Origin of the sequence: Enterobacter quasihormaechei (assembly GCF_004331385.1) — a bacterium.
Taxonomy (GTDB): Bacteria; Pseudomonadota; Gammaproteobacteria; order Enterobacterales; family Enterobacteriaceae; genus Enterobacter; species Enterobacter quasihormaechei.
In genome coordinates this window covers 184,638-208,126 of sequence record NZ_SJON01000005.1, presented here as the reverse complement: position 1 = coordinate 208,126, position 23,489 = coordinate 184,638, and the positions used below count along the sequence as shown (strand labels likewise).

The window sequence follows — 23,489 nt, the reverse complement described above, 5'->3', positions numbered from 1 at the left end:
GGCTGGCGAAGGTTTTGTCTGGTTTATTTTGTCAGGATCAGTTTTCCGGCATTGGTCTGGCGCAGCAGATAGTGCTGGCCGTCATGCTCGATAATCACCCGGCCCTCCTCACCCAACAGGCTTTTGCTGTCGATGCGGCGATCGGTGGAAGCAGGGGATGGCGCTGTGTGTGTTTTTACTGGCGTTGCTGCGCTGTTATCGGTCGGTGACATAATGTTTATAAATAACAATCAATGTAACAATGATAATCATTATCAATAAACTGCATTTTCACAGCAAGCGTTTTTGTGAAAATTGTGTGACGGGATCAAATTTGTGCAATGAAACGCCCGGTGGCGGCTACGCCTTACCGGGCCTACAACGGCACGAACCGTAGGCCGGGTAAGGCGTAGCCGCCACCCGGCAAGGGTTTAAAATCGAGAATCAACCGCCGCAGCCAGCTTCTCCAGCAGCCGTTCGCTGTCTTCCCAGCTTAGGCAAGGGTCGGTAATCGACTGGCCGTACACCATGTGCTGTCCGGCCACGATCTTCTGGGTGCCTTCTTTGATAAAGCTCTCCGCCATAATCCCCGCAATGGCGGTCGAGCCGCTGCGGATCTGCTGGCAGACTTCATCGCAGACGTCCAGCTGGCGGCGGTGCTGTTTCTGGCAGTTGCCGTGGCTGAAATCCACCACCAGATGCTCCGGCAGGTCAAACTCCGCCAGTGTTTCGCAGGCGGCGGCAATATCTTCCGCGTGGTAGTTCGGCTTTTTACCGCCGCGCATAATGATGTGGCCGTAAGGATTGCCGCTGGTCTGGTAGATGGTCATCTGGCCGTTTTTATCCGGAGAGAGGAACATATGGCTGGCGCGCGACGCGCGGATGGCATCGACGGCAATTCGGGTATTGCCGTCAGTTCCGTTTTTAAAGCCCACCGGGCAGGAGAGCGCCGACGCCATTTCACGGTGGATCTGGCTTTCGGTGGTGCGCGCACCAATCGCGCCCCAGCTGATGAGGTCGGCAATAAACTGTCCGGTCACCATATCCAGGAATTCGGTGGCGGTCGGCACACCCAATTCGTTAACCTGTAGCAGCAGCTTGCGCGCCAGGGCAATACCGTGATTCACCCGGTAGCTGCCGTTCAGATCGGGATCGGAAATCAGCCCTTTCCAGCCCACCACGGTGCGCGGCTTTTCAAAGTAGGTACGCATCACGATCTCCAGCCGATCCTGATACGTTTCGCGCAGCGTCTGAAGGCGTTTCGCATAATCCATCGCCGCGTCCAGGTCGTGAATAGAGCAGGGGCCAATCACCACCAGAAGACGTTTGTCTTCACCATTGAGAATTTTTTCGATGCGACGACGGGAGGCCGTCACATGGTCCGCCACCTCGGCGGAAACGGGGTGCAGCTGTGCCAGTTCAGCCGGTGTGACCAGGCTATCAATGCGCGCAGTGCGAAGTTCGTCGGTTTTGTTCATGGAATGTCTCAGAAATTTTTTGCTTCATCGGCAGACTACCGGGAAGTGATGGGCATCACCTTAAACCAATCCCTGCTGATTTCAAGTTCGGGGCGCGTCGCCCCGAGGATGAGCGTAATCATAACTGAAACTGGATTAATGTACTAGCATATTAGTACATGCGGCGATTCAGCCCCATGATGTCGAGGATTTTGGTGGCAATTTCTTCTACCGAATAGTTAGTGCTGTTCAGCCAGGGGATCTGATTTTTTCGGTACAGCGCTTCGACTTCGGCGACTTCCATTCGACACTGGCGCATCGAGGCGTAGCGGCTGTTCTCGCGTCGTTCTTCTCGGATCGCCGCCAGACGTTCCGGGTTGATGGTCAGCCCAAACAGCTTATGCTGGAGCGGCTTGAGCGCGGCGGGCAGCACCAGGTTATCCATATCATCGGCAATAAAGGGGTAGTTGGCGGCGCGAATGCCAAACTGCATCGCCAGGTAAAGGCTGGTGGGGGTTTTACCGCAGCGCGACACGCCGAGCAAAATGACCTGCGCCTGGTCCAGATTGCGCAGCGAGATCCCGTCGTCGTGCGCCAGGGTATAGTCAATGGCGGCAATACGCGCATCGTATTTGGTCAGGTTGCCGGGGTTTAGTCCGTGGGTACGGTGGGCGATGGGCGTCGGGTCGAGCTTCAGCTCGCTTTGCAGCGGTGCGACCAGCGCCTGCACGATGTCCTGACAGAACCCTTCGCTTTGCAGAATGATGTTGCGGATCTCGGGGATCACGATGGAATAGAACACCAGCGGACGAACGCCGGTCTGCTGATAAATGGCGTCGATCTGGTCCTTGACCGCTTTGGCCCGGCTCTCGTTTTCTACGAACGGCAGCGTGATGCTGTTTATCGACACGGGAAACTGCGACATCACCGCGTGGCCCAGCACCTCGGCGGTGATCGCCGTCCCATCAGAAATATAAAAAACGTGGCGATCGACAGCATTATCCATTTTATTCACCCTGAATAGCGTACGTAATTGCCTGAAAGCATAAATTAAAAAAGTTAATTTCACAGCTAAGAACTTATCTGAATTTAAAATGAAATGGTGTTTTTGATTTTCCTGAAAACCGGATTTCATTTTCCGAATAGAGGCTTTATTTCTATGGTTTCTGGCGGAATCTATAGGAATCATCGGGTTAGCAAGCGTATGGAAAGTGTCCGAAAAGTTGAAAATTAAAATTGCTTACACGATTCACCGTTTTTTTAGCGGAAATAAATATGCCAGTATAAATACGTAGTCAGGTGTTTCTTACTCCGATCAAATATCACAAAAGGATTGTTTCGATGTCCAACAATGGCTCGTCACCGCTGGTGCTTTGGTATAACCAACTCGGCATGAATGATGTAGACAGAGTTGGGGGCAAAAATGCCTCCCTGGGTGAAATGATTACAAATCTGTCCGGTATGGGTGTCTCCGTACCAAACGGGTTTGCCACAACCGCCGATGCGTTTAACCTGTTTTTAGACCAGAGCGGTGTAAACCAGCGCATTTACGACCTGCTGGATAAAACGGATATTGATGACGTGACCGAGCTTGCCAAAGCCGGCGCGCAAATCCGCCAGTGGATTATCGACACACCTTTCCAGCCGGAACTGGAAAAAGCCATTCACGACGCGTACAACCAGCTCTCCGCTGACGACGCGCAGGCCTCCTTTGCCGTGCGCTCCTCCGCCACCGCAGAAGACATGCCGGACGCCTCTTTCGCCGGTCAGCAGGAAACGTTCCTGAACGTTCAGGGCTATGACGCAGTGCTGGTGGCGGTGAAGCACGTCTTCGCCTCCCTGTTCAACGACCGCGCCATTTCCTATCGCGTGCATCAGGGCTACGACCATCGCGGCGTCGCGCTTTCTGCTGGCGTGCAGCGCATGGTGCGATCCGACGTAGGATCGTCCGGCGTGATGTTCTCGATTGATACCGAATCCGGCTTCGACCAGGTGGTGTTTATCACCTCCGCGTGGGGCCTGGGTGAGATGGTGGTGCAGGGGGCAGTGAACCCTGACGAATTTTACGTTCACAAGCCAACGCTTGCGGCAAACCGCCCGGCGGTGGTGCGCCGTACCATGGGCTCGAAAAAAATCCGCATGATCTATGCCCCGACGCAAGAGCACGGCAAGCAGGTCACGATTGAAGATGTGCCGCAGGAGCAGCGCGACCGCTTCTCCCTGACCGATGCCGAGGTAGAAGAGCTGGCGAAGCAGGCGGTACAGATTGAAAAACACTATGGCCGCCCGATGGACATCGAGTGGGCGAAAGACGGCCACACCGGCAAGCTGTTTATCGTGCAGGCGCGTCCGGAAACCGTCCGTTCTCGCGGTCAGGTCATGGAGCGCTACACCCTGCACGCTCAGGGCAAAATTGTTGCGGAAGGCCGCGCGATTGGTCACCGCATCGGTGCCGGTCCGGTGAAGGTGATCCACGATATCAGCGAAATGAACCGCATTCAGCCCGGCGACGTGCTGGTGACCGACATGACCGACCCGGACTGGGAACCGATCATGAAGAAAGCGGCCGCCATCGTCACCAACCGCGGTGGACGCACCTGTCACGCGGCAATCATCGCCCGTGAGCTGGGGATCCCGGCGGTCGTCGGCTGCGGTGACGCGACCGAACGCATGAAGGACGACCAGAAAGTGACGGTCTCCTGCGCTGAAGGCGATACCGGTTACGTGTATGCCGATATCCTCGACTTCAGCGTGAAAAGCTCCAGCGTGGATACCATGCCGGACCTGCCGCTGAAGATCATGATGAACGTCGGTAACCCGGACCGCGCGTTTGACTTCGCCTGCCTGCCGAACGAAGGCGTAGGCCTGGCGCGTCTGGAATTCATCATCAACCGCATGATCGGCGTTCACCCGCGCGCGCTGCTGGAGTTCGACGACCAGGACGCGAAGCTGCAAAACGAAATCCGCGAGATGATGAAGGGTTACGACTCGCCGAGAGAGTTCTATGTTGGCCGCCTGACGGAAGGGATCGCCACGCTCGGCGCGGCCTTCTACCCGAAACGCGTGATCGTGCGCCTGTCGGACTTTAAGTCCAACGAATACGCCAACCTGGTGGGCGGCGAGCGCTACGAGCCGGAAGAAGAGAACCCGATGCTGGGCTTCCGCGGCGCAGGCCGCTACGTGTCAGAAAGCTTCCGCGACTGCTTCGCGCTGGAGTGCGAGGCGGTGAAACGCGTGCGCAACGACATGGGGCTGACCAACGTGGAGATCATGATCCCGTTCGTCCGTACCGTGGATCAGGCGAAAGCGGTGGTGGACGAGCTGGCGCGTCAGGGGCTGAAGCGCGGCGAGAACGGGCTGAAGATCATCATGATGTGTGAAATTCCGTCCAACGCCCTGCTGGCAGAGCAGTTCCTGGAGCACTTCGACGGCTTCTCCATCGGCTCGAACGACATGACGCAGCTGGCGCTGGGTCTCGACCGCGACTCCGGCGTCGTCTCTGAGCTGTTCGACGAGCGTAACGAGGCGGTGAAAGCGCTGCTCTCCATGGCCATTCGCGCGGCGAAGAAACAGGGTAAATACGTTGGCATTTGCGGTCAGGGTCCGTCTGACCACGAAGACTTTGCGGCCTGGCTGATGGACGAGGGGATTGATAGCCTCTCCCTGAACCCGGACACCGTGGTGCAAACCTGGCTGAGCCTGGCGGAACTGAACAAGTAAAACCGGTATAACCTGAAAAAGGCGAGGATATCTGTCCTCGCCTTTTTTATTTTCCTGCGAATATGCTCACCATCACAAATAAAGCAAAAAACCAAATATCATAATTTACCTGTTAATTTAGACAATTGTTAGCGGACAAGGCGTTGCTAATACTTGAGCCTTACCGCGTGCATCCTTCGGGATGATGCGCGACTGGTTGAAATACGTTTTAACCTGATAAAAAGGCAAATAACAATGACAATCTCCTCTGTATTACGCACCAAAGATAAAATAGGTTATGGCCTGGGTGATATGGCCAGCGCGCTGGTCTGGCAAACGGCAACGTTATTTCTCGCTTATTTCTATACGGACGTATTCGGTCTGCCAGCGGCCATTATGGGCACCATGTTTTTAGTGGTGCGCGTGGTCGATGCGTTTGTCGACCCGTGCATTGGCGCGCTGGTGGATCGCACTCAGACGCGCCACGGTCGTTTTCGCCCCTGGCTGCTCTGGTTTGCCATTCCGTTTGGCGTGAGCTGCCTCATTACCTTCTACGTGCCGGATGCCGGGGCGACGGCAAAAATTGTCTATGCCTGCGTGACGTATGCCATCCTGAGCCTGATCTACTCCGCCATTAACGTGCCTTACTGCGCCATGCCCGGCGCGCTGACGCTCGACCCGCGCGAGCGCCACTCGCTGCAATCCTGGCGCTTTGGCCTGTCGTTTATCGGCGGGTTGATTGTGACGATTATTGCGCTGCCGCTGGTCTCATTATTAGGCCAGGGTAATGTGCAGAAAGGCTATTTCTATGCCATGAGCCTGATGGGGCTGCTGGGGATTATTTTATTCTTCTGCTGCTTCTTTATGACCCGGGAGCGCTACTCTCCGCGCAATGATACCTCCGGCTCGATGCTGACGGATTTAAAACTGCTGGCCGGCAACAGCCAGTGGCGAATTGTTTTTCTGTTTAATATTTTACTGTTAACCGCCGTCGTGACGCGCGGCTCGGCGACCATGTATTACGTTAACTATGTTCTGTTACGTCCCGATCTGGTCTTTGCCTTTATTGTTTCCGGCATGGTGGCATCCCTGAGCGGCGCATTATTATCAGAACGCCTGCTCGGGAAATTCGACCGCGTGCGTGCCTATCAGTGGACCATTATTTCCTTCGTTATTTTTGGCGCGCTGATTTTCTTCATTCCCCCTTCGCAGGTGTGGCTGATATTCAGTCTGAATATTGTGTTTAGTTTTATTCAGAACCTGACCACGCCGCTGCAATGGACCATGTTCTCAGACGTGGTGGACTACGAAGAGCACCGCAGCGGCCGCCGCCTGGACGGGCTGGTCTTCTCTACCGCCCTGTTTGCCATCAAGTTTGGGCTGGCGCTGGGTGGGGCAGTGGTCGGTTGGGTGCTTGGCATGGTGGATTACGCTCCCGGACAGGCAAACCAGGCCCCTCACGTACTCGCAACGATCAACGCGCTGTTCACCCTGATCCCCTGCGCGCTGTTCCTGTGCATGGTGGCGCTCCTTGCCATCTACAAACTCAACAGCCGGCTGGTGGACGCCATCGCCCGGGAGCTGGCCAGCAAACGCAATATTCGAAACGATGCGGGGCAGCTTAGCCCGGCAGCGCAATCCGCACTACAGGAGTAAACCATGACTGCGATCTACAGGGACGCGGGACGTCCCGTGCACGAGCGTGTCGCCGATCTACTGGCGCGTATGACCCCGGAAGAGAAATTTGCCCAGATGCACGCATACTGGCTGATCCTCGATGAAAACGGCAACCATCGCGAGCGCAGCGATCTGAGCGATGAGTTTGCCGGTGTAAGCGAACAGGCGTCCCTCAGCGAAAGGCTGAAGCTGGGCGTCGGGCAGATCACCCGTCCGCTCGGCACACACATTGTCGATGCGAAGACCGGCGTGCGTGCCGCCAACCGCCTGCAACGCCTGATGATGGAGGAGACCCGGCTCGGCATTCCGGCGCTGTTCCATGAGGAGTGTCTGGTCGGCTTGCTGTGTAAAGACGCCACGCTCTTCCCGTCGTCGCTGAACTATGGTTCCACCTGGGACCCGGCGCTGGTGCAGCGCGCGGCGGAGCAGATTGGCAAAGAGGCCCGCTCAGTCGGGTGCCAGCAGGGGCTGGCCCCGGTGCTGGACGTCTCGCGAGACGTACGCTGGGGGCGTACGGAAGAGACCTTTGGCGAAGATCCGTGGCTGGTGGGGGTGATGGCCACGGCGTACGTGAAGGGGTTGCAGGGTGACAAGCGCGATCTGCTGGCGACCCTGAAGCATTACGTGGGCCACTCATTCAGCGAAGGGGCGCGCAACCATGCCCCGGTCCATCTCGGCTTCAGCGAGCTAAACGATACGTTCCTGCTGCCGTTTGAGATGGCGGTCAAGCTGGCCAACGCCGGTTCCGTGATGCCAGCCTATCACGACATCGATAATCAGCCGGGCCACAGCGACCATTTCCTGCTCACCACCGTTTTGCGCGAGCAGTGGGGCTTCGACGGCATTATCGTGGCGGACTACGGCGGCGTCAGCCTGCTGCACCAGCACCACGGAATTTCTCACGATCCAGCGGAATCGGCTGCGCTGGCGTTTAACGCCGGGCTGGATGTGGAATTGCCGAAGGATGACTGCGCGCGGCACCTGGCGGAAGCGGTAGAGCGTGGGCTCATCTCCATGGCGAAGGTGGATGAGATTGTGGCGCGCGTGCTGGGTGAAAAATTCCGCCTCGGGCTGTTTGAAAACCCGTACGTCAATGAAGACGGTATCGATTTGCAAAGCGAGGCGACCCGACAGGCGGCGCGCGAGGTAGCAACCACATCGATAACGCTGCTGGAAAATAACGGCATTTTGCCTCTCGGCGGCAAACCGCGTGTAGCGGTAGTCGGGCCGACGGCAGACGATCCGCTGGCGCTACTGAGCGGCTACAGCTTCCCGGTTCACCTGATCATCAGCGATATGGTTGAAGAGACCTCGCAGGTGACCACCCCGCGCGCGGCGCTGGAGCAGTACCTTGGCGCATCGCAGATACGTTACGCGAAAGGGTGTCACATTATTGAAAAACGGATGGCGGGCGCCCCGGTTTTCCCGGGCGACAGCGGCGGTAAGCCGATGCAGCAGTCGCCAGTGTCACAACGCACGGATCTGATCCCCGACGCCGTGAGCGCTGCACAAGCGAGTGACGTAGTGGTGGCCTGCGTTGGCGACCTTGCCGGGCTATTCCAGAGCGGCACCGTGGGGGAAGGCTCGGACACCGATTCGCTGGATCTGCCGGGCGTGCAGCAGCAGCTGCTGCACGCGCTGGTGGCAACCGGCAAGCCGGTGATTGTCGTCATGACGGGCGGGCGTCCTTATAACCTTCAGGGGCTGGAAGAGAAGGTGGCCGCGCTGATAATGGCCTGGGCGCCCGGGCAGGAAGGCGGTTGGGCAATTGCCGATGTGTTAACCGGCCGCGCCGAACCGCAGGGCAGGCTGGTGGTGAGCGTGCCGAAAAGCGCCGGGGCGATGCCGTACTACTACAATCACAAGCTGAAAAGCGGGGGCACGCCGTTTGCCTTCCATTTCGGCGCGCGTTACCCGTTTGGTTACGGGCTCAGCTGGACGCAATTTTGCTGGGGAGCGGCACGGCTGGCTGAAAGCCGCGTCCCGATCGCTGGAGAGGTGACATTACGTATCGATATCACCAACGCCGGCGAGCGCAGCGGCAGTGAAGTGGTGCAGGTCTACGTGCGCGATAAGGTCGCCACGCAGGTTCGTCCGCTTCAGGAGCTGAAAGCGTTCCAGCGCGTTACGCTTGCACCGGGAGAAACCGCCACGCTGACCTTTACCCTGCCGGTGGAGATGTTCAATTTCACCCGCCGGGACGGGAAGCGAATTGTCGAGCCAGGGGAGTTTGAGCTACAGGTTGGCGCTTCCTCGGCGGATATTCGCGAGGTTGTAACGTTGCTGGTGACCGGGGAGACGCGCGTGCTGGCGGGTGACTGGCAGATGCTCAGCCGCTGTGACATTACGCGAACGTAAAAAGGATAAAAAAAAGCCCATCGTGGGAGATGGGCAAAGACTACACACAGCAATTCGTTGTTTCACTCAGGGGATTTCCATGCTTATAAATCAAGGTGTTGATTTATAACCGTGTCTTAATAGTAGGCATGCCAGGATTTTGAGTCGATCGGATTCGTCTCAATAGTTAAAGGTAGGTAAAGATTTCTTGAAGAGAATGACGGTTTTAGGCTGGAAAAGGCGAGTCTGACCAGTGTGCAGAGAATAAATAGTTTAGCAACGTTTAAGTATTGCTGCGAAGAGTGTAGGCCGGGTAAGCGCTGGGGCTACCCGGCATAAAACCTTACTGCGCGTTCTTGTCTTCCAGCTCTTCTAGTTCCCTTAACATGACGTCCGGATCGGTTCCCGGCGGCGGCACTTCATGCACCCAGGCGGAGAAGAGACGCCAGGTTACTGCAAGCAGCACCGGACCAATGAACAGACCAATCATGCCGAAGGCAATCAACCCCCCGATCACCCCGGACAGGATCAGGATCAGCGGCAGGTCAGCGCCCATGCGAATGAGCAGCGGGCGAATCACGTTATCCATGGTGCCCACCACGCAGCTCCAGACCAGCAGCACTGTGCCCCAGGTCGTATCACCCGTCCAGTAAAGCCAGATAATGCAGGGGACCAGCACCAGCAACGGACCAAGCTGCGCCAGACAGGTCATCAGCATAACGACAGTGAAAATAGTGGCATAAGGGACGCCGGAGATCGCCAGCCCGATACCGCCAAGCACCGCCTGCACCAGCGCCGTCACCACCACGCCAAGCGCCACCGCGCGAACGGCCTGGGCTGCCAGCAGTACAGCCGCGTCGCCGCGTTTTCCTGCCAGCCGGGTGGCGAAATGACGTACGCCCAGCGCAACCTGCTCGCCGCGCCAGTAGAGCAGGGCGCTGAAGAGCAGCATCAGCGCACAGTGCATCATAAAGCGGCCAACGTGAGCGGCCTGACCCACAAACCAGGTGGTGGTTGTGCCGATGTACGGACGCACTTTCGCCATCAGTGCGCTGCCGCCCATCTCCAGCAGGCTATGCCAGCCGCTGTACAGTTTAGCGCCCACGACCGGAATGCTGTTCAGCCACGCGAGATCCGGCAGCGTCATGTCACCGCTGGTGACCGCGCGAATAACCGGGCCGCTGCTGTCCACCAGGCTATTCACCAGCAGTGCAATGGGAATAATAAACAGCAGGAACAGCAGCAGCGTCATGACCATTACGGCGAGGCCGCGACGACCAAACAGCAGTTTCTGCAAGCGTAAGAGTAAAGGCCAGGTGGCGACAACAACGGTAGCGGCCCAGGCGAAGCCGAGCACGAAAGGCCGAACAATCCACAGACACGCAATAATCATGAGGGCCAGGAACAGCACCGACAGTAAAATTTGCGCAACATCCCTGGGCTGGCGAAGGTTGACCATAAATAAACTTTCCTTAAAAGAACGCCAGTCTGACTGGCGAGAACGTAAACCGCATCTCTTTAATCATTAATGATCTCAGCGATTTTTGACAGGCGAATTCTGCCTGTAATTCTGCTGAGCGTATAAGAAAAAAATGTGATAAAAAGTTGTGATACAACGCAAACGATTCCCACCACTCTCATTAGGGACGATAGTCATGATCCCACAGATTTCTCAGGCACCTGGCGTCGTTCAGCTGGTGCTTAATTTTTTGCAGGCACTGGAGCAACAGGGTTTTACAGGTGATACCGCCACCGATTATGCCGACAGGCTGACGATGGCGACCGATAACAGTATCTACCAGCTTCTTCCCGATGCCGTCGTTTTCCCGCGCTCTACCGCGGACGTGGCGCTTATCGCCCGCCTGGCATCGCAGGAGCGTTTCACCTCTCTGGTCTTTACCCCGCGCGGCGGCGGTACGGGCACCAACGGGCAGGCGCTGAACCAGGGCATCATCATTGATATGTCCCGCTATATGAACCGCATCATTGAGATCAACCCGGAAGAGGGGTGGGTGCGCGTGGAAGCGGGTGTGATCAAGGACCAGCTCAATCAGTTTTTAAAACCGTACGGCTATTTTTTTGCGCCGGAACTGTCCACCAGCAACCGCGCGACCCTTGGCGGGATGATCAACACCGATGCCTCCGGGCAGGGCTCGCTGGTCTACGGTAAAACCTCCGATCACGTGATGGGGGTGCGGGCGGTGCTGCTGGGGGGGGATATTCTCGACACCCAGCCGATGCCGATCGAACTGGCCGAAACGCTGGCAAAGGAGAGCACCACCAGCGGACGGATTTATCGCACCGTGCTGGAGCGCTGTCGCGAAAATCGCGAACTGATCCTCGACAAATTCCCGAAGCTAAACCGTTTCCTGACGGGCTACGATTTGCGGCATGTCTTCAACGACGACATGAGCCAGTTCGATCTTACCCGCGTACTGACCGGATCAGAAGGTACGCTGGCCTTTATCACCGAAGCGCGTCTGGATATCACCCCGCTGCCGAAGGTGCGCCGTCTGGTGAACGTCAAATACAACTCCTTTGACTCCGCGCTGCGTAATGCCCCGTTTATGGTGGAAGCGCGGGCGCTGTCGGTGGAAACCGTTGACTCTAAGGTGCTGAATCTGGCCCGGGAAGATATCGTCTGGCACTCGGTGAGCGAGTTGATTACCGACGTGCCGGATAAAGAGATGCTCGGCCTGAACATCGTTGAGTTTGCCGGGGACGACGCAGAGCTCATTGAGAGCCAGGTGAGCACACTCTGCCAGCGGCTGGACGAGCTGATTGCGCAGGGCGAGGGCGGCGTCATTGGCTGGCAGCTGTGTAACGATCTCGCCGGCATCGAGCGCATCTACGCGATGCGTAAAAAGGCGGTGGGGCTGCTCGGCAACGCGAAAGGGGCGGCGAAGCCGATTCCCTTTGCGGAAGATACCTGCGTGCCGCCGGAGCATCTGGCTGACTACATCGTTGAGTTTCGCGCGCTGCTCGACGGTCATGGCCTGAGCTATGGCATGTTCGGGCACGTTGACGCGGGCGTGCTGCACGTGCGCCCGGCGCTGGACATGTGCGATCCGCAGCAGGAGATCCTGATGAAGGAGATCTCCGACGAGGTTGTGGCCCTGACGGCCAAATACGGCGGTTTGCTGTGGGGCGAGCACGGCAAGGGGTTCCGCGCCGAGTACAGCCCGGCCTTTTTTGGCGACCAGCTCTACACCGAGCTGCGTAAGGTGAAGGCCGCGTTCGATCCTGATAACCGCCTCAACCCGGGAAAAATCTGCCCGCCGGATGGCGTTGATGCGCCGATGTTGCAGGTGGATGCCGTTAAGCGCGGCACCTATGATCGCCAAATTCCGATTGCGGTGCGCGCTTCCTGGCGCGGCGCGATGGAGTGTAACGGCAACGGGCTGTGCTTCAACTTCGATGTGAAAAGCCCGATGTGTCCGTCGATGAAAATTACCAGCAACCGCATCCACTCCCCCAAAGGACGCGCGACGCTGGTGCGAGAATGGCTGCGCCTGCTGGCCGATCGCGGCGTTGACCCGCTCAAGCTGGAGCAGGAGTTGCCGGAAAAACGCGCCAGCCTGCGCGGGCTTATCGAACGCACCCGCAACAGCTGGCATGCGAATAAAGGCGAATACGATTTCTCCCACGAGGTAAAGGAGGCGATGTCCGGCTGCCTGGCGTGCAAGGCATGTTCAACCCAGTGCCCGATTAAAATCGACGTGCCGGAGTTCCGTTCACGCTTCCTCCAGCTTTACCACACGCGTTATCTGCGCCCAATGCGCGATCATCTGGTGGCGACGGTCGAGAGCTACGCGCCGCTGATGGCTCGTGCGCCAAAAACCTTTAACTTCTTTATCAACCAGCCGCTGGTGCGCAAGCTTTCCGAAAAACATATCGGGATGGTCGATCTGCCGCTGCTCTCTGTTCCCTCGTTGCAGCGTCGGCTGGTGGGGCACCGCTCGGCGAATATGACCCTGGAACAGCTGGAGGCACTCTCGCCGGAGCAGAAAGCGAAAACGGTGCTGGTGGTGCAGGATCCCTTTACCAGCTACTACGATGCGCAGGTGGTGGCGGATTTTGTGCGTCTGGCGGAGAAAATGGGCTACCAGCCGGTGGTGCTGCCGTTCTCGCCGAACGGTAAAGCGCAGCATATCAAAGGCTTCCTGACCCGCTTTGCGAAAACCGCGCAGAAAACTTCAGACTTCCTGAACCGCGTGGCGCAGCTCGGCATGCCGATGGTGGGCGTCGATCCGGCGCTGGTGCTCTGCTATCGCGACGAATATAAGCAGACGCTCGGCGATACGCGCGGTGATTTTCAGGTCTTACTGGTGCACGAGTGGCTGCCTGCGGTGCTGAAGCAAACGGACGCTCAGGAGGCCAGCGGAGAATCCTGGTATCTGTTTGGGCACTGCACTGAAGTGACCGCGCTGCCGACGGCGCCTGCCCAGTGGGCATCTATCTTCGCCCGCTTTGGCGCGAAGCTGGAAAGCGTCAACGTGGGCTGCTGCGGTATGGCTGGCACCTACGGTCATGAAGTCAAAAACCACGCCAATTCCCTCGGCATTTATGAGCTGTCGTGGCATCAGGCAATGCAGCGCCTGCCGCGCAACCGCTGTCTGGCAACGGGGTACTCCTGTCGCAGCCAGGTGAAGCGGGTGGAAGGTAACGGTGTGCGCCATCCATTGCAGGCTTTACTGGAGATTATGGGATGATCTGGAAACGTGCGGTCACGCTGGAGGCATTAAATGCCATGGGTGCAGGAAACATGGTCGGCTTACTGGATATCCAGTTCACGCGCATTGGCGATAACGAACTGGAGGCGACGATGCCGGTAGACAGCCGTACGCATCAGCCGTTTGGCCTGTTGCACGGCGGCGCGTCCGTCGTGCTGGCTGAAACGCTCGGCTCAGTCGCAGGCTACCTGTGCACGGAAGGGGAGCAGAAGGTGGTAGGGCTGGAGGTCAATGCCAACCACATCCGCGCCGTTCGCAGCGGGCGCGTGCGCGGCGTTTGCCGTGCGCTGCACGCCGGAGGCCGTCATCAGGTGTGGCAGATCGATATTCTGGACGAGCAGGATCGCCTGTGCTGTTCGTCCAGGCTGACGACGGCCGTTGTGTAAAGTTTCCAGATGTCTTGTTTTTGGTCAAAAAATAGCCGTCCGGTTGTGATATACTGGTCACGTTTTGAACATAAGCGAGGACATCATGGATACTGAAATAACCCCAACTCGACTGGCAATTGAATATTTACGTCGCGATAAAAGCAATCTGTCTCCAGCGCAGTACCTGAAGAAGCTGAAACAGCTTGAGCTGGAATTTACAGATTTGCTGGCGCTCTCTTCAAACGAGCTGAAAGAAGAGATCTACTTTGCCTGGCGGTTGGGCGTTCACGTCCATTAAGCAGTGAAGAAAAGGCCGCAAGCGCGGCCTTTTTTGTACCCGAAACTCAGTATTTAGCCGGTAGTTTGTTAATTTTAATGAGCCGGCCTTCTTCCATTTCGATAAACCCGCCCGTTTTCAGGTCAGCAAGTATCCGCATTACGCCGCTTCGGGAAAGCTGGGTTTTATCCCTGATATACTTTTCCGCCGTCACGCTGCACCGGTAGCTGTCATCTTCCTGCATGAGCAGCATGAGCTGCTGACGAATCATCTCGTAGGCCGTTGGCGCGCCTTTCGGCATGACGTTATGATAGAGGCGGTTATAGACAAACATAAGATGTTGAGAAAGCAGCCCCCACAGCGCCTTCTCTTTGATAATTTCAGCCACGCGGTCGGTTGTGAGCACACCGATCAGGCAAGGCGTCACCGTTCTGAGATAATCGTTAAAATAAATATCCGTCAGGTTAGCGAGGCCAAACAGGGCGGGACTGCGCGCCGTTGAAAGCATCATGTCGTCGCTTCTTCTGTAGATGGCGATCGTGCCCTCAAGAATTAAATAACACATGCTTTGCCCGTTAACCTGAAGATCGAGCTGTTCACCGCGATCGGTTTTATGCGTGGTGCAGTGCGGCTGTAAATGAGAAATCAGTTCCTGAGCATAGGGAGAGCCGCGATGCGATGGTTTGTCAGAAAACATAGCGTTAACCTGGAAAGAGACTGTACTTTCTATAGTGTCGCTCTTCTTTTCCACCTTCTCCAGAGATAAATACGGCCTCAGTACTTACGAGGTAAATGGTGGATCTCGATTAGCACGCCGCGCTCCATGGTGATGTATTTCCCCGTCCGCAACTCCGCCAGGATCCGCATAATCCCGCTGCGTGAAAGATAGGTGCGGCTTTTAATGTAGGCCGCGGCGGTTATGTTTTGTCTTATGGCTTCCGGCTCCTGCATCAGTTCTACCAGCTGAAAGCGGATGATGTCATAAGCCGACATTTGCGAAATCTGGGCACAATGCTCGTAGACGCGCGAGGCGGTATAGATCAGCAGGTTCGAGAAATGCTCCCATAAATTCTGTTGGGCAATAACATGATTAAAACGCGCCAGCGAAACGCGAGCTACCTCTGCGGTTTCCAGCGCTCTGACGTACAGGTGTTCAGACGAAAACTGGCTGCTTACGCCGAGTATAAACGGCGCGGATTCAGAATTTAAAACAATGCCGTCACCGCGGCGGTGCAAGGCCACGCTGCCGTGTAACAGTAAAAAACACAGACGGGTATCACCGGAGTAATAATGGATAACGTCCCCTTTAGCCATAATGCATCTCTCCGCATGCGGCAGAACATTATCGATTATTTTTTCAATGTGCTTAAAAGGCTTAGCGCCCAGCGCTGTTGACTTATCAACTTCTGGCTCGGGGGCGAATCGGGTATTCATTTGAGACCTCACTCACTGATGCGATCATTTTTTGATCGGCATGAAGAATTATCTTAAAAAACAGTGGGTCAGGGAATGTTTTCGGTAAGTCTAATTATAGACTTATCTTTTTTCAGGAGTTAATTAATTGAATTTAAAATATTTTTAACTCAGGTCTAAAAGTAGACTGTGGCCATTATTCTTAAGGCGTTTCCTGGCGAATATGTTTTGTTTTTGTTAAAGCAGGGTCTACAGCTAGACCCTGAAAATCATTGTGCGCGGAATAAGAGTTGTATAAATTTTGACTTGTCGGCAGGGCTTTTATTTCTGCAACTGAATGTCAGTAATAAATAAGGTAATACAGGATAAAGATTTATGAATAAGAAATTGATGATAGCAATGTTAGCGGCAGGTTCTGCACTCACCGTGACGAATGTATTTGCGGCGGCCGGTACCGTTAATTTTAACGGGAATATTCTGGATTCTGCCTGCGACGTTGATGTGGCATCTCAGAATCAGGTGGTGGTATTAGGCGATTATTATAAAACGGAATTTTCGACGACGGGTGCCAGAACGGCCGCGACACAGTTCAATATTATTTTGAAAAACTGTCCGGTGACGGTCACTAATGCAAAAGTCCGTTTTGACGGCACGCCGGATTTAACCAATGCCAGCCTGCTGGCGGTGGATACGTCCGTGGCAGGGGCAGCCACAGGGGTGGCGATTAACCTGATGACGGCAGATAAAGCCGATCTGCCGCTGCACGGCAGCAATGGGTATACCTACGCGCTGAGCAGCACGGCCGATAATACGCTGAACTTCTACGCTCAGTATGTTTCTACCGCGTCGTCCGTCACCGCGGGTCCGGCTAACTCAGTCGCAAACTTCTCCGTGGTTTACAACTAGGTCATTGGCAGTCATCAGCGGGGGGCCGCCCGGCCCCTTGCTTTATGAGGTATTAAAATGCGTTTTATCACCACAACTGGCCTGGCTATGGCGCTGTTAACGCTTACGTTGACATCCGCCCGCGCCGGCGTCGTTATTGGCGGCACCCGTATTATTTTCGATGGGGCTAAAAAAGAGGCGTCAATAAGTATTACTAATCCTGATAACGTTCCTTATTTAATCCAGTCGTGGATCGATATTCAGGATGGTCAGTCCGGTAAAGCGCCTTTTATTATTACCCCTCCGCTGTATCGGCTGGACGGTGGGCAAAAAAACCTTGAGCGTATTGTCATGACGGGCTCGCTGCCCCAGGAACAGGAAAGTTTATTCTGGTTAAATATTAAAGCTATTCCATCGGCCTCAAAGCAGATGAACGCGCTGCAAATCGCCGTTAAAACGCGCATCAAATTGATTTATCGGCCAGAGCGTCTTCGCGCGTCTACGCCCGAAGACCAGGCCAACAAATTAACCTGGCATCGTGCGGGGAATACCCTCCAGGTGAATAACCCTACGCCGTACGTTATCAACTTCAATGAAATTACGGTAGGGGATAAAAAACTCGACGATGTCACGTACGTAATGCCTTCAGGTTCAGCCCGGTTTCAGTTACCGAAGGGGGCCCAGGGCAATGCGCTGACGTTTAAAGTCATTAACGATTATGGCAGTCCTGGCGAATTACACCGGGACAGTTTGTGATCCCTTAGCATTAATCAGGTGTTCGTCATGACAACGGCATTTAATACAGTGCAGCCTGCACGTCTGGCAATATTTATTGCCCTCGCGCTCGCGGGTATCTCTCCCGCGCTGTATGCCAGCGATACGTTTAATACGGAACTGATAGAGCTGGATAATCCCGGAATGGGAAACGCGGATTTATCTGCCTTTGAATCCGGCTCGCAGGCGCCCGGGACGTACCACGTTGATATTATTCTTGACGACCAGCTGCTGGAAACGCGGGATATCCGCTTCATTGCGGTGAAGGATGCCAACGGCAGCGAAACGTTGCAGCCGTGCCTGAGCGTCGGGCAGTTAAAAGCGTGGGGCGTGAAAACGGCGCTTTTTCCGCAGCTCGCCGCTCAGCGTGAGTGCGCAGATCTCAAGGCGATCCCACAGGCCAGCGCAGACTTCCAGTTCGGCGCCCAGCGTCTGGCGATCAGCATCCCGCAGGCGGCTATCGATCTCCCGGCCAGAGGTTATGTTCCCCCAGATAGGTGGGATGAAGGCATTACCGCCGCCATGCTCAACTACAGCCTGAGCGGTGCGAATAGTCGGGCGAGAAGCGGGGCGGGTACCCGCAGCGACAGCCAGTATGCCAACCTGCGGCCGGGTATCAATGTCGGCCCCTGGCGGTTACGCAACTACACTACCTGGTCCCGTGATGCGTCCGGCCAGGACAGGTGGGACAACGTCTACACCTGGATGCAGCGCGCCATCATTCCCCTGAAAGCCCAGCTCACGCTTGGCGACAGTTCCGCGCCTGCCGATGTGTTTGACAGCATGCCGTTTCGCGGCGTCCAGCTGGCGTCCGACGACGATATGCTGCCGGATTCCCTAAAGGGCTACGCGCCGGTAGTGCGCGGTATTGCGCGAACCAATGCGCAGGTCGTGGTGCGTCAGAATGGCTATCAAATCTACCAAAGCTACGTGGCGCCGGGCGCGTTTGAGATCGCGGACATGTACCCCACGGGCGGCGCGGGGGATTTGGATGTGACGATCGTCGAAGCCGACGGCAGTGAGCAACATTTTACCCTGCCGTACGCTTCGCTGCCGGTCCTGCAACGGGAGGGCCGCCTCAAATATGCCCTTACCGCCGGGCAGTATCGCTCGTACAACCGCAGCGTGGAGAAAACGCCTTTCGGGCAACTGACCGGGATTTACGGCCTCCGCCACGGCATCACGCTCTATGGCGGCGTTCAGGGGGCAGATAAGTACCGGTCGGCAGCTCTGGGCGTGGGCAAGAACATGGGCGATCTCGGGGCGATATCCGCTGACGTCACTCAGGGCTGGTCGACGCCGGAGCATACCGCGAAAACAAGCGGTCAGTCGTGGCGAGCCCGGTACAGCAAGAATTTTATCAATACCGGGACAAATTTTTCGATTGCCGGGTATCGCTATTCCACTCGCGGCTATTACGGGATGCAGGACGTACTCGATTCGTACGGTGACGGCAGCGCGCTTCAGGACAGGCGGCGTAACCGTGCAGAGCTGACGATGAGCCAGACGCTGGGGGATAACCTGGGGGCGATCACGCTCACTGCGGCGCGAGAAGATTACTGGAATGACGGTAAGTCGATGGCGTCGTGGAGCATCGGCTATAGCAACTACTGGCACAACATCAGCTATGGCATGACATGGACCTACAGCAGAAATGTCCGTTCAGCGTCGGAGAGCCGCGACGGTCAAAAACAGGCTGACCACGACCAGCTGCTGGCGTTCAACGTCAGCATTCCGCTGGATAAATTTCTGCCGCAGACGTGGGCTAACTACGGCATGAACGCCAGCAGGAATAACGGGACGACGCAAAGTATCGGCCTGAATGGGGTTGCGCTCGAAAACCGAGCCCTGAACTGGAACGTTCAGCAGGGATATGGCACAGAGGGCGTGGGCTATACCGGCAACGTGAACGCGGACTACCGGGGCACCTATGCCGAAGTGACGGCGGGTTATGGCTATGACAAAAACAGTGAACGCCTGAATTATGGGCTGCAAGGCGGCATTCTCGCCCACGCCGATGGCATCACGCTTTCTCAGCCGCTGGGGGAGACTAACGCCTTAATCAAAGCCCCTGGCGCGCACGGCGTGGACATCCGCAATCAGCCCGGTGTACGGACAGATTTCCGCGGTTATACGGTTGTGAGCAACCTTGCGGTCTACCGGAAAAACGATCTCGCCCTCGATCCGGAAAATATGCCGGACGATGTCGAGCTGGAGATTAACACCCGCACGGTAACGCCGACGCGGGGAGCGGTGGTGAAAGCCGATTACCTTGCGAAATCGGGTCGTCGGGTGCTGATGACCTTAACCGACAACGATCGCGCCGTGCCGTTTGGCGCGGTGGTTACCCTCGTCGGTGATGACAGCGGCAGCTTTATTGTGGGCGATCGCGGCCAGGTTTATTTAACCGGCATGCGCGATCAGGGAACGCTCGTCGCGACGTGGGGCAGTCAGTCCAGCCAGCAATGCCGCGCTGATTTCAGCCTGCCGAAACACTCAACGTACGGCGGGATCGCTGATATGCGCGCCACCTGCCGTCAGGAACGCTAACATGAAATGTTTTAACGCGATTTGGCTTTTTGGTTTGCTCGCGGCGGGAAACCTCGCCCGTGCCGGTACCTGCACCACCATCACGCCGCAGCTTTCAACCCTGTCCGTGGGAACAATCAACGTGCAGCGCGATGCGCCCGTCGGCACGGTGGTCTTTTCCGGCGCGGCCTCGAACACCGGTTCCTATCTTACCGGCTGTACCAATCCACTGATGCTGGGATTCAGCATGCGCTACAACAGCGCCACGCCGAGCAGCTACGGCAACCATGTTTACAACACTAACGTCAGCGGGATAGGGATACGCTTTTCTTCAAACGCCTATTTTGAAAACCCGAGCAATACGTTTTCCTACAACGCGCAGACCTCCTACGTGGACTGGTACGGCGGGAAGATCGAGCTGGCGGTGACGGGCCCGGTGTCGTCGGGGGCGTTAACGCCAGGGGTTGTCGGCGTCGTAACGCTTCAGGGGAGCGACGGTATCTACCGTGACGGTCTGACCGTGCAACTCACCTCCGGAACCATTAATGCCCTGGCGTGCACGGTCAATATGTCACAGCTGACGTTCCCGATAGGGGATATTCCCGCTTCGGCGTTCGGCTCGGTGGTTGGCACCACGCCGACGGGGGCACAGAACACGCAAAACCTGGGACTGACCTGCGCCGCCGGAACCAACATTAATGTCTCGCTCAGTGGCATACAGAATCCGGACAGCGCGAACACCAGCGTGATGGCCTTAACCGGGCAGGGAAATGTCGGCACCGCAAAAGGGGTTGGAGTACAGCTTATCTATAACGGGACACCGCTAGTGATGAACAGCCGACTTTTCCTGCGCCAGTCTGCCGGCGGTCAGGAGACATTACCGTTAACGGCGCGATATTACCAAACGCTGACCCGCGTGGAGTCAGGCTCAGCGAATGCCTCCGCCACCCTTAATTTGACCTATCAGTAGCAGGTAACAAGATGAAAATAAGGTACAGCACTTTGCTGTTGCTGGTTTTACTCAGCGGGAAAGTTTTCTCTGCTGATAGCGTCAACGTCGGCGTGACGGGGAATATCGTTGCGTCGCCGTGCGTATTCAATGGCGGAAGTAACAGCCTTGATGTCAACCTGGGCAATATTCAGGCAACCAATATGGCGACGCCGGGCTCGACTTCAGATCCGGTGTCCTTCAGCCTGCTGTTTACCCAGTGCCCAACGGGAACGCAGCGTGTGACCGTCTCTTTTACCGGCAGCCCCGATCCCGTGGCGGGGGCAGACTATTTTCTTAACAGCGGGTCGGCCTCCCACGTGGCGATAGCCATGCGTGATGCCCAAACCGGTACGCTCAAAGGAACAGGTTCCAGCATGACCCAAACCATTGCCGCCGACAGAACCGCGACGATGGCTATGCAGGCTTCGGTCAAATCCGTAACGGGTGGCGCCACGCCGGGCAGCATCAGTGCAGTTGTGGTGATGACGATGCAGTACAACTGAATGCCGGTGATAAGCATTTATTAACGACGTGGGGATGAACGATGTTGAATATTCTGATTCAGGAAACGGATCTGTTTTTTCAGGCTGGGCTACAGTACTTTTTTGAGGATTTTTTTAAGCATAACTTTCATCGCGCCATCACGTTTAACCCTGGCCTGACCCATGAAAACGTCAGTCAGGCCGATATCATTGTCCTTTCATTATGTCAGGGCGAAACGCTGACCTGTTTTCCTGAGTTACTGGCCCGGCAAAAAGGGATTGTGATAGGCCTCGTCGACGATGAGCTGCGCTTTACGGCGTTACCCTCCTGCTTTGAGGACATTATATTTTTCCCTCGCCGTGCATCGCTCGATCGTATTAGCGGCGTACTGTTTATCGCGTGGTTCAGGACGCAATCTCCGGGTTACACGTGGAATAAAAAGCGCTGTTTCGACTGCCAGCATAAGGGGTTATCCCGACAGCAGGTGCGTATTATGGTCAATTTCTACAGAGGGCTGTCGGTTGTGCAGACCGCTCACGCGCTGGAGATGAGCGAGAAAACGGTTTTTACCCATAAGTATATGATGATGCAGAAATTTAATCTGCGTAGCGATTACGAGCTGATCGTCTTGCTGAGAAAATTAATTGAGAAAAAGAGCCGACCCAACCTGCTTCGGGACTACCTGGAAAACAGTTATGCACAACCAGTAACCTGAAAGGGCAGCGGATAGCGCGCCTGGCACGCTATCCGTTTATGGGGAAAGGGGATGGCCTTAAAGATCGTCCATGGTATAACCGACGACAATTTCCAGCGTCTTGCGGATCACATCCGCCTTGACGACGTCGTCGGTGGTTTCCAGCGTCTGGATCAGCCAGAGAATGATCGCTTTGTTGGTCAGATGACCTTCGGAAGCGAGAACACAACGAACCGCAGTCGAAAAAATGGCAGACTCTTCAGCAAAGCGATCGCCCGCATGACGGAAATACTCCGACAGCGCGCTATCTAAAAAGGCAGAGTGGTATTCGGGTTGCAGCTGAATATTTTGTCTCATTTGTTCTCACCGTAGCTGTGAAGTTGTAGTCAATGTATCTTCTTGGGACTGGAAGGTTTTCCATGACCAAATAACGGCACTACATTGTCTCGATTATTCTTAAGAGATCCCTCTCTCTGTGTTCGTCCTTGTGCGGTTCTGCGACCTGTAAAAGCGACCGTGCCAGAGCTGATTTCAGCTATCACCGTCGCCAGTGTCTCCCGCCGCTGGGGATCCGTTTCACGTGCTTGCATGTTACGCAGATGCTTAACCAACCCCTCGGTCGTCACGGGACCGCGCGCCTTCAAAAGTGAAAGCGCGGCTTCTCCAATAAGCTGGTCGATCAGGCTGTCTGCAACACCGCCGTTCATAACATTAACGTTCGAAGAGCAGGCCAAGAAGCAGGTGATAATGGCGTTCCTCTTCCGGGCCTTTAGCCTTTTCGAGGCGACTTAACAGTTTTGTGCAGAGCGATTTGCGATTCAGATTTCGCCCATCGCTAAGAATTTCAACAACAACCTGGCCCAGGGTTTCCTGCTGGGTTGGAAGCGCGGCTTTTTCGAAGTACTGCGCAATGGCGGTTGCTGAGTCTGCGACGTAACCTTTCTGCTGCATGTTTCGCTCCTGTAAAATTCTGTAATCAGTAACGTTACATTTAAGGTATACATAATTTTCAAATCTGTACATTTAAAATGTACAATTTTTTAAGAATTTTATAATATATTTTATAAAAATCTTATTTATCATATTGTTACGCATGCTAAATTTTATGCGGAATTTACAGAATATATTGTACAATCCGAAACGGCGTCGCAGAGTTGTACAAGCCAGCAAATAGCGTAAAGACGCCGCGTAAA

Annotated in this window: 21 protein-coding genes and 1 other RNA gene; 12 read left to right on the top strand and 10 right to left on the bottom strand. The window is 55.7% G+C overall.

Going from position 1 to position 23,489, the window contains the following annotated elements:
* Positions 1-23 precede the first annotated feature (23 nt).
* From hemP to ppsR, 3 genes are all read right to left on the bottom strand, one after another.
* A complete protein-coding gene (gene hemP, locus E0L16_RS09645; protein ID WP_063163262.1) occupies positions 24-212 on the bottom strand; it encodes a hemin uptake protein HemP in 189 nt (62 codons plus the stop codon).
* A 198-nt stretch (positions 213-410) separates the two neighbouring features.
* Positions 411-1,457 carry a 3-deoxy-7-phosphoheptulonate synthase AroH gene (aroH, locus tag E0L16_RS09640; protein WP_131636816.1) on the bottom strand — a complete coding sequence of 349 codons (1,047 nt, stop codon included), beginning with the start codon at positions 1,455-1,457 and terminating at the stop codon, positions 411-413.
* Between the two features lie 151 nt (positions 1,458-1,608).
* Positions 1,609-2,442, bottom strand: coding sequence for a posphoenolpyruvate synthetase regulatory kinase/phosphorylase PpsR (ppsR, locus tag E0L16_RS09635; protein ID WP_063448964.1), 834 nt, complete (start codon positions 2,440-2,442; stop codon positions 1,609-1,611).
* 335 nt (positions 2,443-2,777) lie between these two features.
* Here ppsR and ppsA point away from each other — a divergent pair, with 335 nt between their 5' ends.
* From ppsA to E0L16_RS09620, 3 genes are all read left to right on the top strand, one after another.
* Positions 2,778-5,156 (top strand): phosphoenolpyruvate synthase, encoded by a 2,379-nt coding sequence (gene ppsA, locus E0L16_RS09630; protein WP_017384643.1) that lies wholly within the window; start codon positions 2,778-2,780, stop codon positions 5,154-5,156.
* A gap of 234 nt (positions 5,157-5,390) precedes the next feature.
* Complete coding sequence (locus E0L16_RS09625) at positions 5,391-6,791, top strand: MFS transporter (RefSeq protein ID WP_131636815.1); 1,401 nt, start codon at positions 5,391-5,393, stop codon at positions 6,789-6,791.
* A gap of 3 nt (positions 6,792-6,794) precedes the next feature.
* Positions 6,795-9,170, top strand: coding sequence for a glycoside hydrolase family 3 N-terminal domain-containing protein (locus E0L16_RS09620; protein ID WP_131636814.1), 2,376 nt, complete (start codon positions 6,795-6,797; stop codon positions 9,168-9,170).
* A 5-nt stretch (positions 9,171-9,175) separates the two neighbouring features.
* Here E0L16_RS09620 and rprA read toward each other — a convergent pair.
* Together rprA and ydiK are read right to left on the bottom strand one after the other, a co-directional pair.
* Positions 9,176-9,283: antisense sRNA RprA (rprA, locus tag E0L16_RS09615), an RNA gene on the bottom strand.
* Between the two features lie 209 nt (positions 9,284-9,492).
* Positions 9,493-10,608: an AI-2E family transporter YdiK gene (gene ydiK, locus E0L16_RS09610; RefSeq protein WP_063866486.1), complete on the bottom strand. Its 1,116-nt coding sequence runs from the start codon at positions 10,606-10,608 to the stop codon at positions 9,493-9,495.
* Between the two features lie 196 nt (positions 10,609-10,804).
* Between ydiK and ydiJ the strand changes: the two genes are divergently transcribed.
* The 3 genes from ydiJ (at position 10,805) to E0L16_RS09595 (ending at position 14,548) form a co-directional block, all read left to right on the top strand.
* A complete protein-coding gene (ydiJ, locus tag E0L16_RS09605) occupies positions 10,805-13,861 on the top strand; it encodes a D-2-hydroxyglutarate dehydrogenase YdiJ (RefSeq protein WP_131636813.1) in 3,057 nt (1,018 codons plus the stop codon).
* A complete protein-coding gene (menI, locus tag E0L16_RS09600; protein WP_131636812.1) occupies positions 13,858-14,268 on the top strand; it encodes a 1,4-dihydroxy-2-naphthoyl-CoA hydrolase in 411 nt (136 codons plus the stop codon). The genes ydiJ and menI overlap by 4 nt, the downstream gene beginning before the upstream one ends.
* A gap of 85 nt (positions 14,269-14,353) precedes the next feature.
* Positions 14,354-14,548, top strand: a complete 195-nt coding sequence (locus E0L16_RS09595; protein WP_063448958.1) for a YdiH family protein — start codon at positions 14,354-14,356, stop codon at positions 14,546-14,548.
* A gap of 46 nt (positions 14,549-14,594) precedes the next feature.
* Here the strand turns inward: E0L16_RS09595 and E0L16_RS09590 are convergent, their stop codons facing one another.
* Positions 14,595-15,224, bottom strand: coding sequence for a helix-turn-helix domain-containing protein (locus tag E0L16_RS09590; protein WP_112792899.1), 630 nt, complete (start codon positions 15,222-15,224; stop codon positions 14,595-14,597).
* A 77-nt stretch (positions 15,225-15,301) separates the two neighbouring features.
* Positions 15,302-15,961: a winged helix-turn-helix transcriptional regulator gene (locus E0L16_RS09585; protein ID WP_112792900.1), complete on the bottom strand. Its 660-nt coding sequence runs from the start codon at positions 15,959-15,961 to the stop codon at positions 15,302-15,304.
* A gap of 354 nt (positions 15,962-16,315) precedes the next feature.
* Here E0L16_RS09585 and E0L16_RS09580 point away from each other — a divergent pair, with 354 nt between their 5' ends.
* Genes E0L16_RS09580 through E0L16_RS09555 form a run of 6 tightly spaced genes read left to right on the top strand, consistent with a single transcriptional unit; the run spans position 16,316 to position 22,317 of the window.
* The gene (locus E0L16_RS09580; RefSeq protein ID WP_131636811.1) at positions 16,316-16,846 is read left to right on the top strand and encodes a fimbrial protein; all 531 of its coding nucleotides are present in this window, start codon (positions 16,316-16,318) and stop codon (positions 16,844-16,846) included.
* Positions 16,847-16,903: 57 nt separating this feature from the next.
* A complete protein-coding gene (locus E0L16_RS09575) occupies positions 16,904-17,581 on the top strand; it encodes a fimbrial biogenesis chaperone (protein WP_131636810.1) in 678 nt (225 codons plus the stop codon).
* A gap of 27 nt (positions 17,582-17,608) precedes the next feature.
* Positions 17,609-20,149, top strand: a complete 2,541-nt coding sequence (locus E0L16_RS09570) for a fimbria/pilus outer membrane usher protein (RefSeq protein ID WP_131636809.1) — start codon at positions 17,609-17,611, stop codon at positions 20,147-20,149.
* A 1-nt stretch (position 20,150) separates the two neighbouring features.
* Positions 20,151-21,098 (top strand): fimbrial protein, encoded by a 948-nt coding sequence (locus E0L16_RS09565; RefSeq protein WP_131636808.1) that lies wholly within the window; start codon positions 20,151-20,153, stop codon positions 21,096-21,098.
* Positions 21,099-21,109: 11 nt separating this feature from the next.
* Positions 21,110-21,622, top strand: coding sequence for a fimbrial protein (locus tag E0L16_RS09560; protein WP_131636807.1), 513 nt, complete (start codon positions 21,110-21,112; stop codon positions 21,620-21,622).
* Between the two features lie 41 nt (positions 21,623-21,663).
* Entirely contained in the window at positions 21,664-22,317 is a 654-nt protein-coding gene (locus E0L16_RS09555) for a helix-turn-helix transcriptional regulator (RefSeq protein ID WP_131636806.1), read from the top strand.
* Between the two features lie 57 nt (positions 22,318-22,374).
* On the opposite strand, the gene E0L16_RS09550 is transcribed toward E0L16_RS09555, so the two are convergent.
* Genes E0L16_RS09550 through ycgZ form a run of 3 tightly spaced genes read right to left on the bottom strand, consistent with a single transcriptional unit; the run spans position 22,375 to position 23,247 of the window.
* Positions 22,375-22,653 carry a biofilm/acid-resistance regulator YmgB/AriR gene (locus E0L16_RS09550; RefSeq protein WP_022647868.1) on the bottom strand — a complete coding sequence of 93 codons (279 nt, stop codon included), beginning with the start codon at positions 22,651-22,653 and terminating at the stop codon, positions 22,375-22,377.
* A gap of 29 nt (positions 22,654-22,682) precedes the next feature.
* Entirely contained in the window at positions 22,683-23,003 is a 321-nt protein-coding gene (locus E0L16_RS09545) for a hypothetical protein (protein ID WP_131636805.1), read from the bottom strand.
* A gap of 4 nt (positions 23,004-23,007) precedes the next feature.
* On the bottom strand, positions 23,008-23,247 hold the full coding sequence (gene ycgZ, locus E0L16_RS09540; protein WP_063448954.1) for a regulatory protein YcgZ: 240 nt from the start codon (positions 23,245-23,247) through the stop codon (positions 23,008-23,010).
* Between the last annotated feature and the right edge of the window lie 242 nt (positions 23,248-23,489).

What these genes read in the sequence shown, in the direction of transcription:
- hemP (WP_063163262.1), bottom strand. Translation starts at nt 212, where the DNA reads ATGTCACCGACCGATAACAGCGCAGCAACGCCAGTAAAAACACACACA.
- aroH (WP_131636816.1), bottom strand. Translation starts at nt 1,457, where the DNA reads ATGAACAAAACCGACGAACTTCGCACTGCGCGCATTGATAGCCTGGTC.
- ppsR (WP_063448964.1), bottom strand. Translation starts at nt 2,442, where the DNA reads ATGGATAATGCTGTCGATCGCCACGTTTTTTATATTTCTGATGGGACG.
- ppsA (WP_017384643.1), top strand. Translation starts at nt 2,778, where the DNA reads ATGTCCAACAATGGCTCGTCACCGCTGGTGCTTTGGTATAACCAACTC.
- E0L16_RS09625 (WP_131636815.1), top strand. Translation starts at nt 5,391, where the DNA reads ATGACAATCTCCTCTGTATTACGCACCAAAGATAAAATAGGTTATGGC.
- E0L16_RS09620 (WP_131636814.1), top strand. Translation starts at nt 6,795, where the DNA reads ATGACTGCGATCTACAGGGACGCGGGACGTCCCGTGCACGAGCGTGTC.
- ydiK (WP_063866486.1), bottom strand. Translation starts at nt 10,608, where the DNA reads ATGGTCAACCTTCGCCAGCCCAGGGATGTTGCGCAAATTTTACTGTCG.
- ydiJ (WP_131636813.1), top strand. Translation starts at nt 10,805, where the DNA reads ATGATCCCACAGATTTCTCAGGCACCTGGCGTCGTTCAGCTGGTGCTT.
- menI (WP_131636812.1), top strand. Translation starts at nt 13,858, where the DNA reads ATGATCTGGAAACGTGCGGTCACGCTGGAGGCATTAAATGCCATGGGT.
- E0L16_RS09595 (WP_063448958.1), top strand. Translation starts at nt 14,354, where the DNA reads ATGGATACTGAAATAACCCCAACTCGACTGGCAATTGAATATTTACGT.
- E0L16_RS09590 (WP_112792899.1), bottom strand. Translation starts at nt 15,224, where the DNA reads ATGTTTTCTGACAAACCATCGCATCGCGGCTCTCCCTATGCTCAGGAA.
- E0L16_RS09585 (WP_112792900.1), bottom strand. Translation starts at nt 15,961, where the DNA reads ATGAATACCCGATTCGCCCCCGAGCCAGAAGTTGATAAGTCAACAGCG.
- E0L16_RS09580 (WP_131636811.1), top strand. Translation starts at nt 16,316, where the DNA reads ATGAATAAGAAATTGATGATAGCAATGTTAGCGGCAGGTTCTGCACTC.
- E0L16_RS09575 (WP_131636810.1), top strand. Translation starts at nt 16,904, where the DNA reads ATGCGTTTTATCACCACAACTGGCCTGGCTATGGCGCTGTTAACGCTT.
- E0L16_RS09570 (WP_131636809.1), top strand. Translation starts at nt 17,609, where the DNA reads ATGACAACGGCATTTAATACAGTGCAGCCTGCACGTCTGGCAATATTT.
- E0L16_RS09565 (WP_131636808.1), top strand. Translation starts at nt 20,151, where the DNA reads ATGAAATGTTTTAACGCGATTTGGCTTTTTGGTTTGCTCGCGGCGGGA.
- E0L16_RS09560 (WP_131636807.1), top strand. Translation starts at nt 21,110, where the DNA reads ATGAAAATAAGGTACAGCACTTTGCTGTTGCTGGTTTTACTCAGCGGG.
- E0L16_RS09555 (WP_131636806.1), top strand. Translation starts at nt 21,664, where the DNA reads ATGTTGAATATTCTGATTCAGGAAACGGATCTGTTTTTTCAGGCTGGG.
- E0L16_RS09550 (WP_022647868.1), bottom strand. Translation starts at nt 22,653, where the DNA reads ATGAGACAAAATATTCAGCTGCAACCCGAATACCACTCTGCCTTTTTA.
- E0L16_RS09545 (WP_131636805.1), bottom strand. Translation starts at nt 23,003, where the DNA reads ATGAACGGCGGTGTTGCAGACAGCCTGATCGACCAGCTTATTGGAGAA.
- ycgZ (WP_063448954.1), bottom strand. Translation starts at nt 23,247, where the DNA reads ATGCAGCAGAAAGGTTACGTCGCAGACTCAGCAACCGCCATTGCGCAG.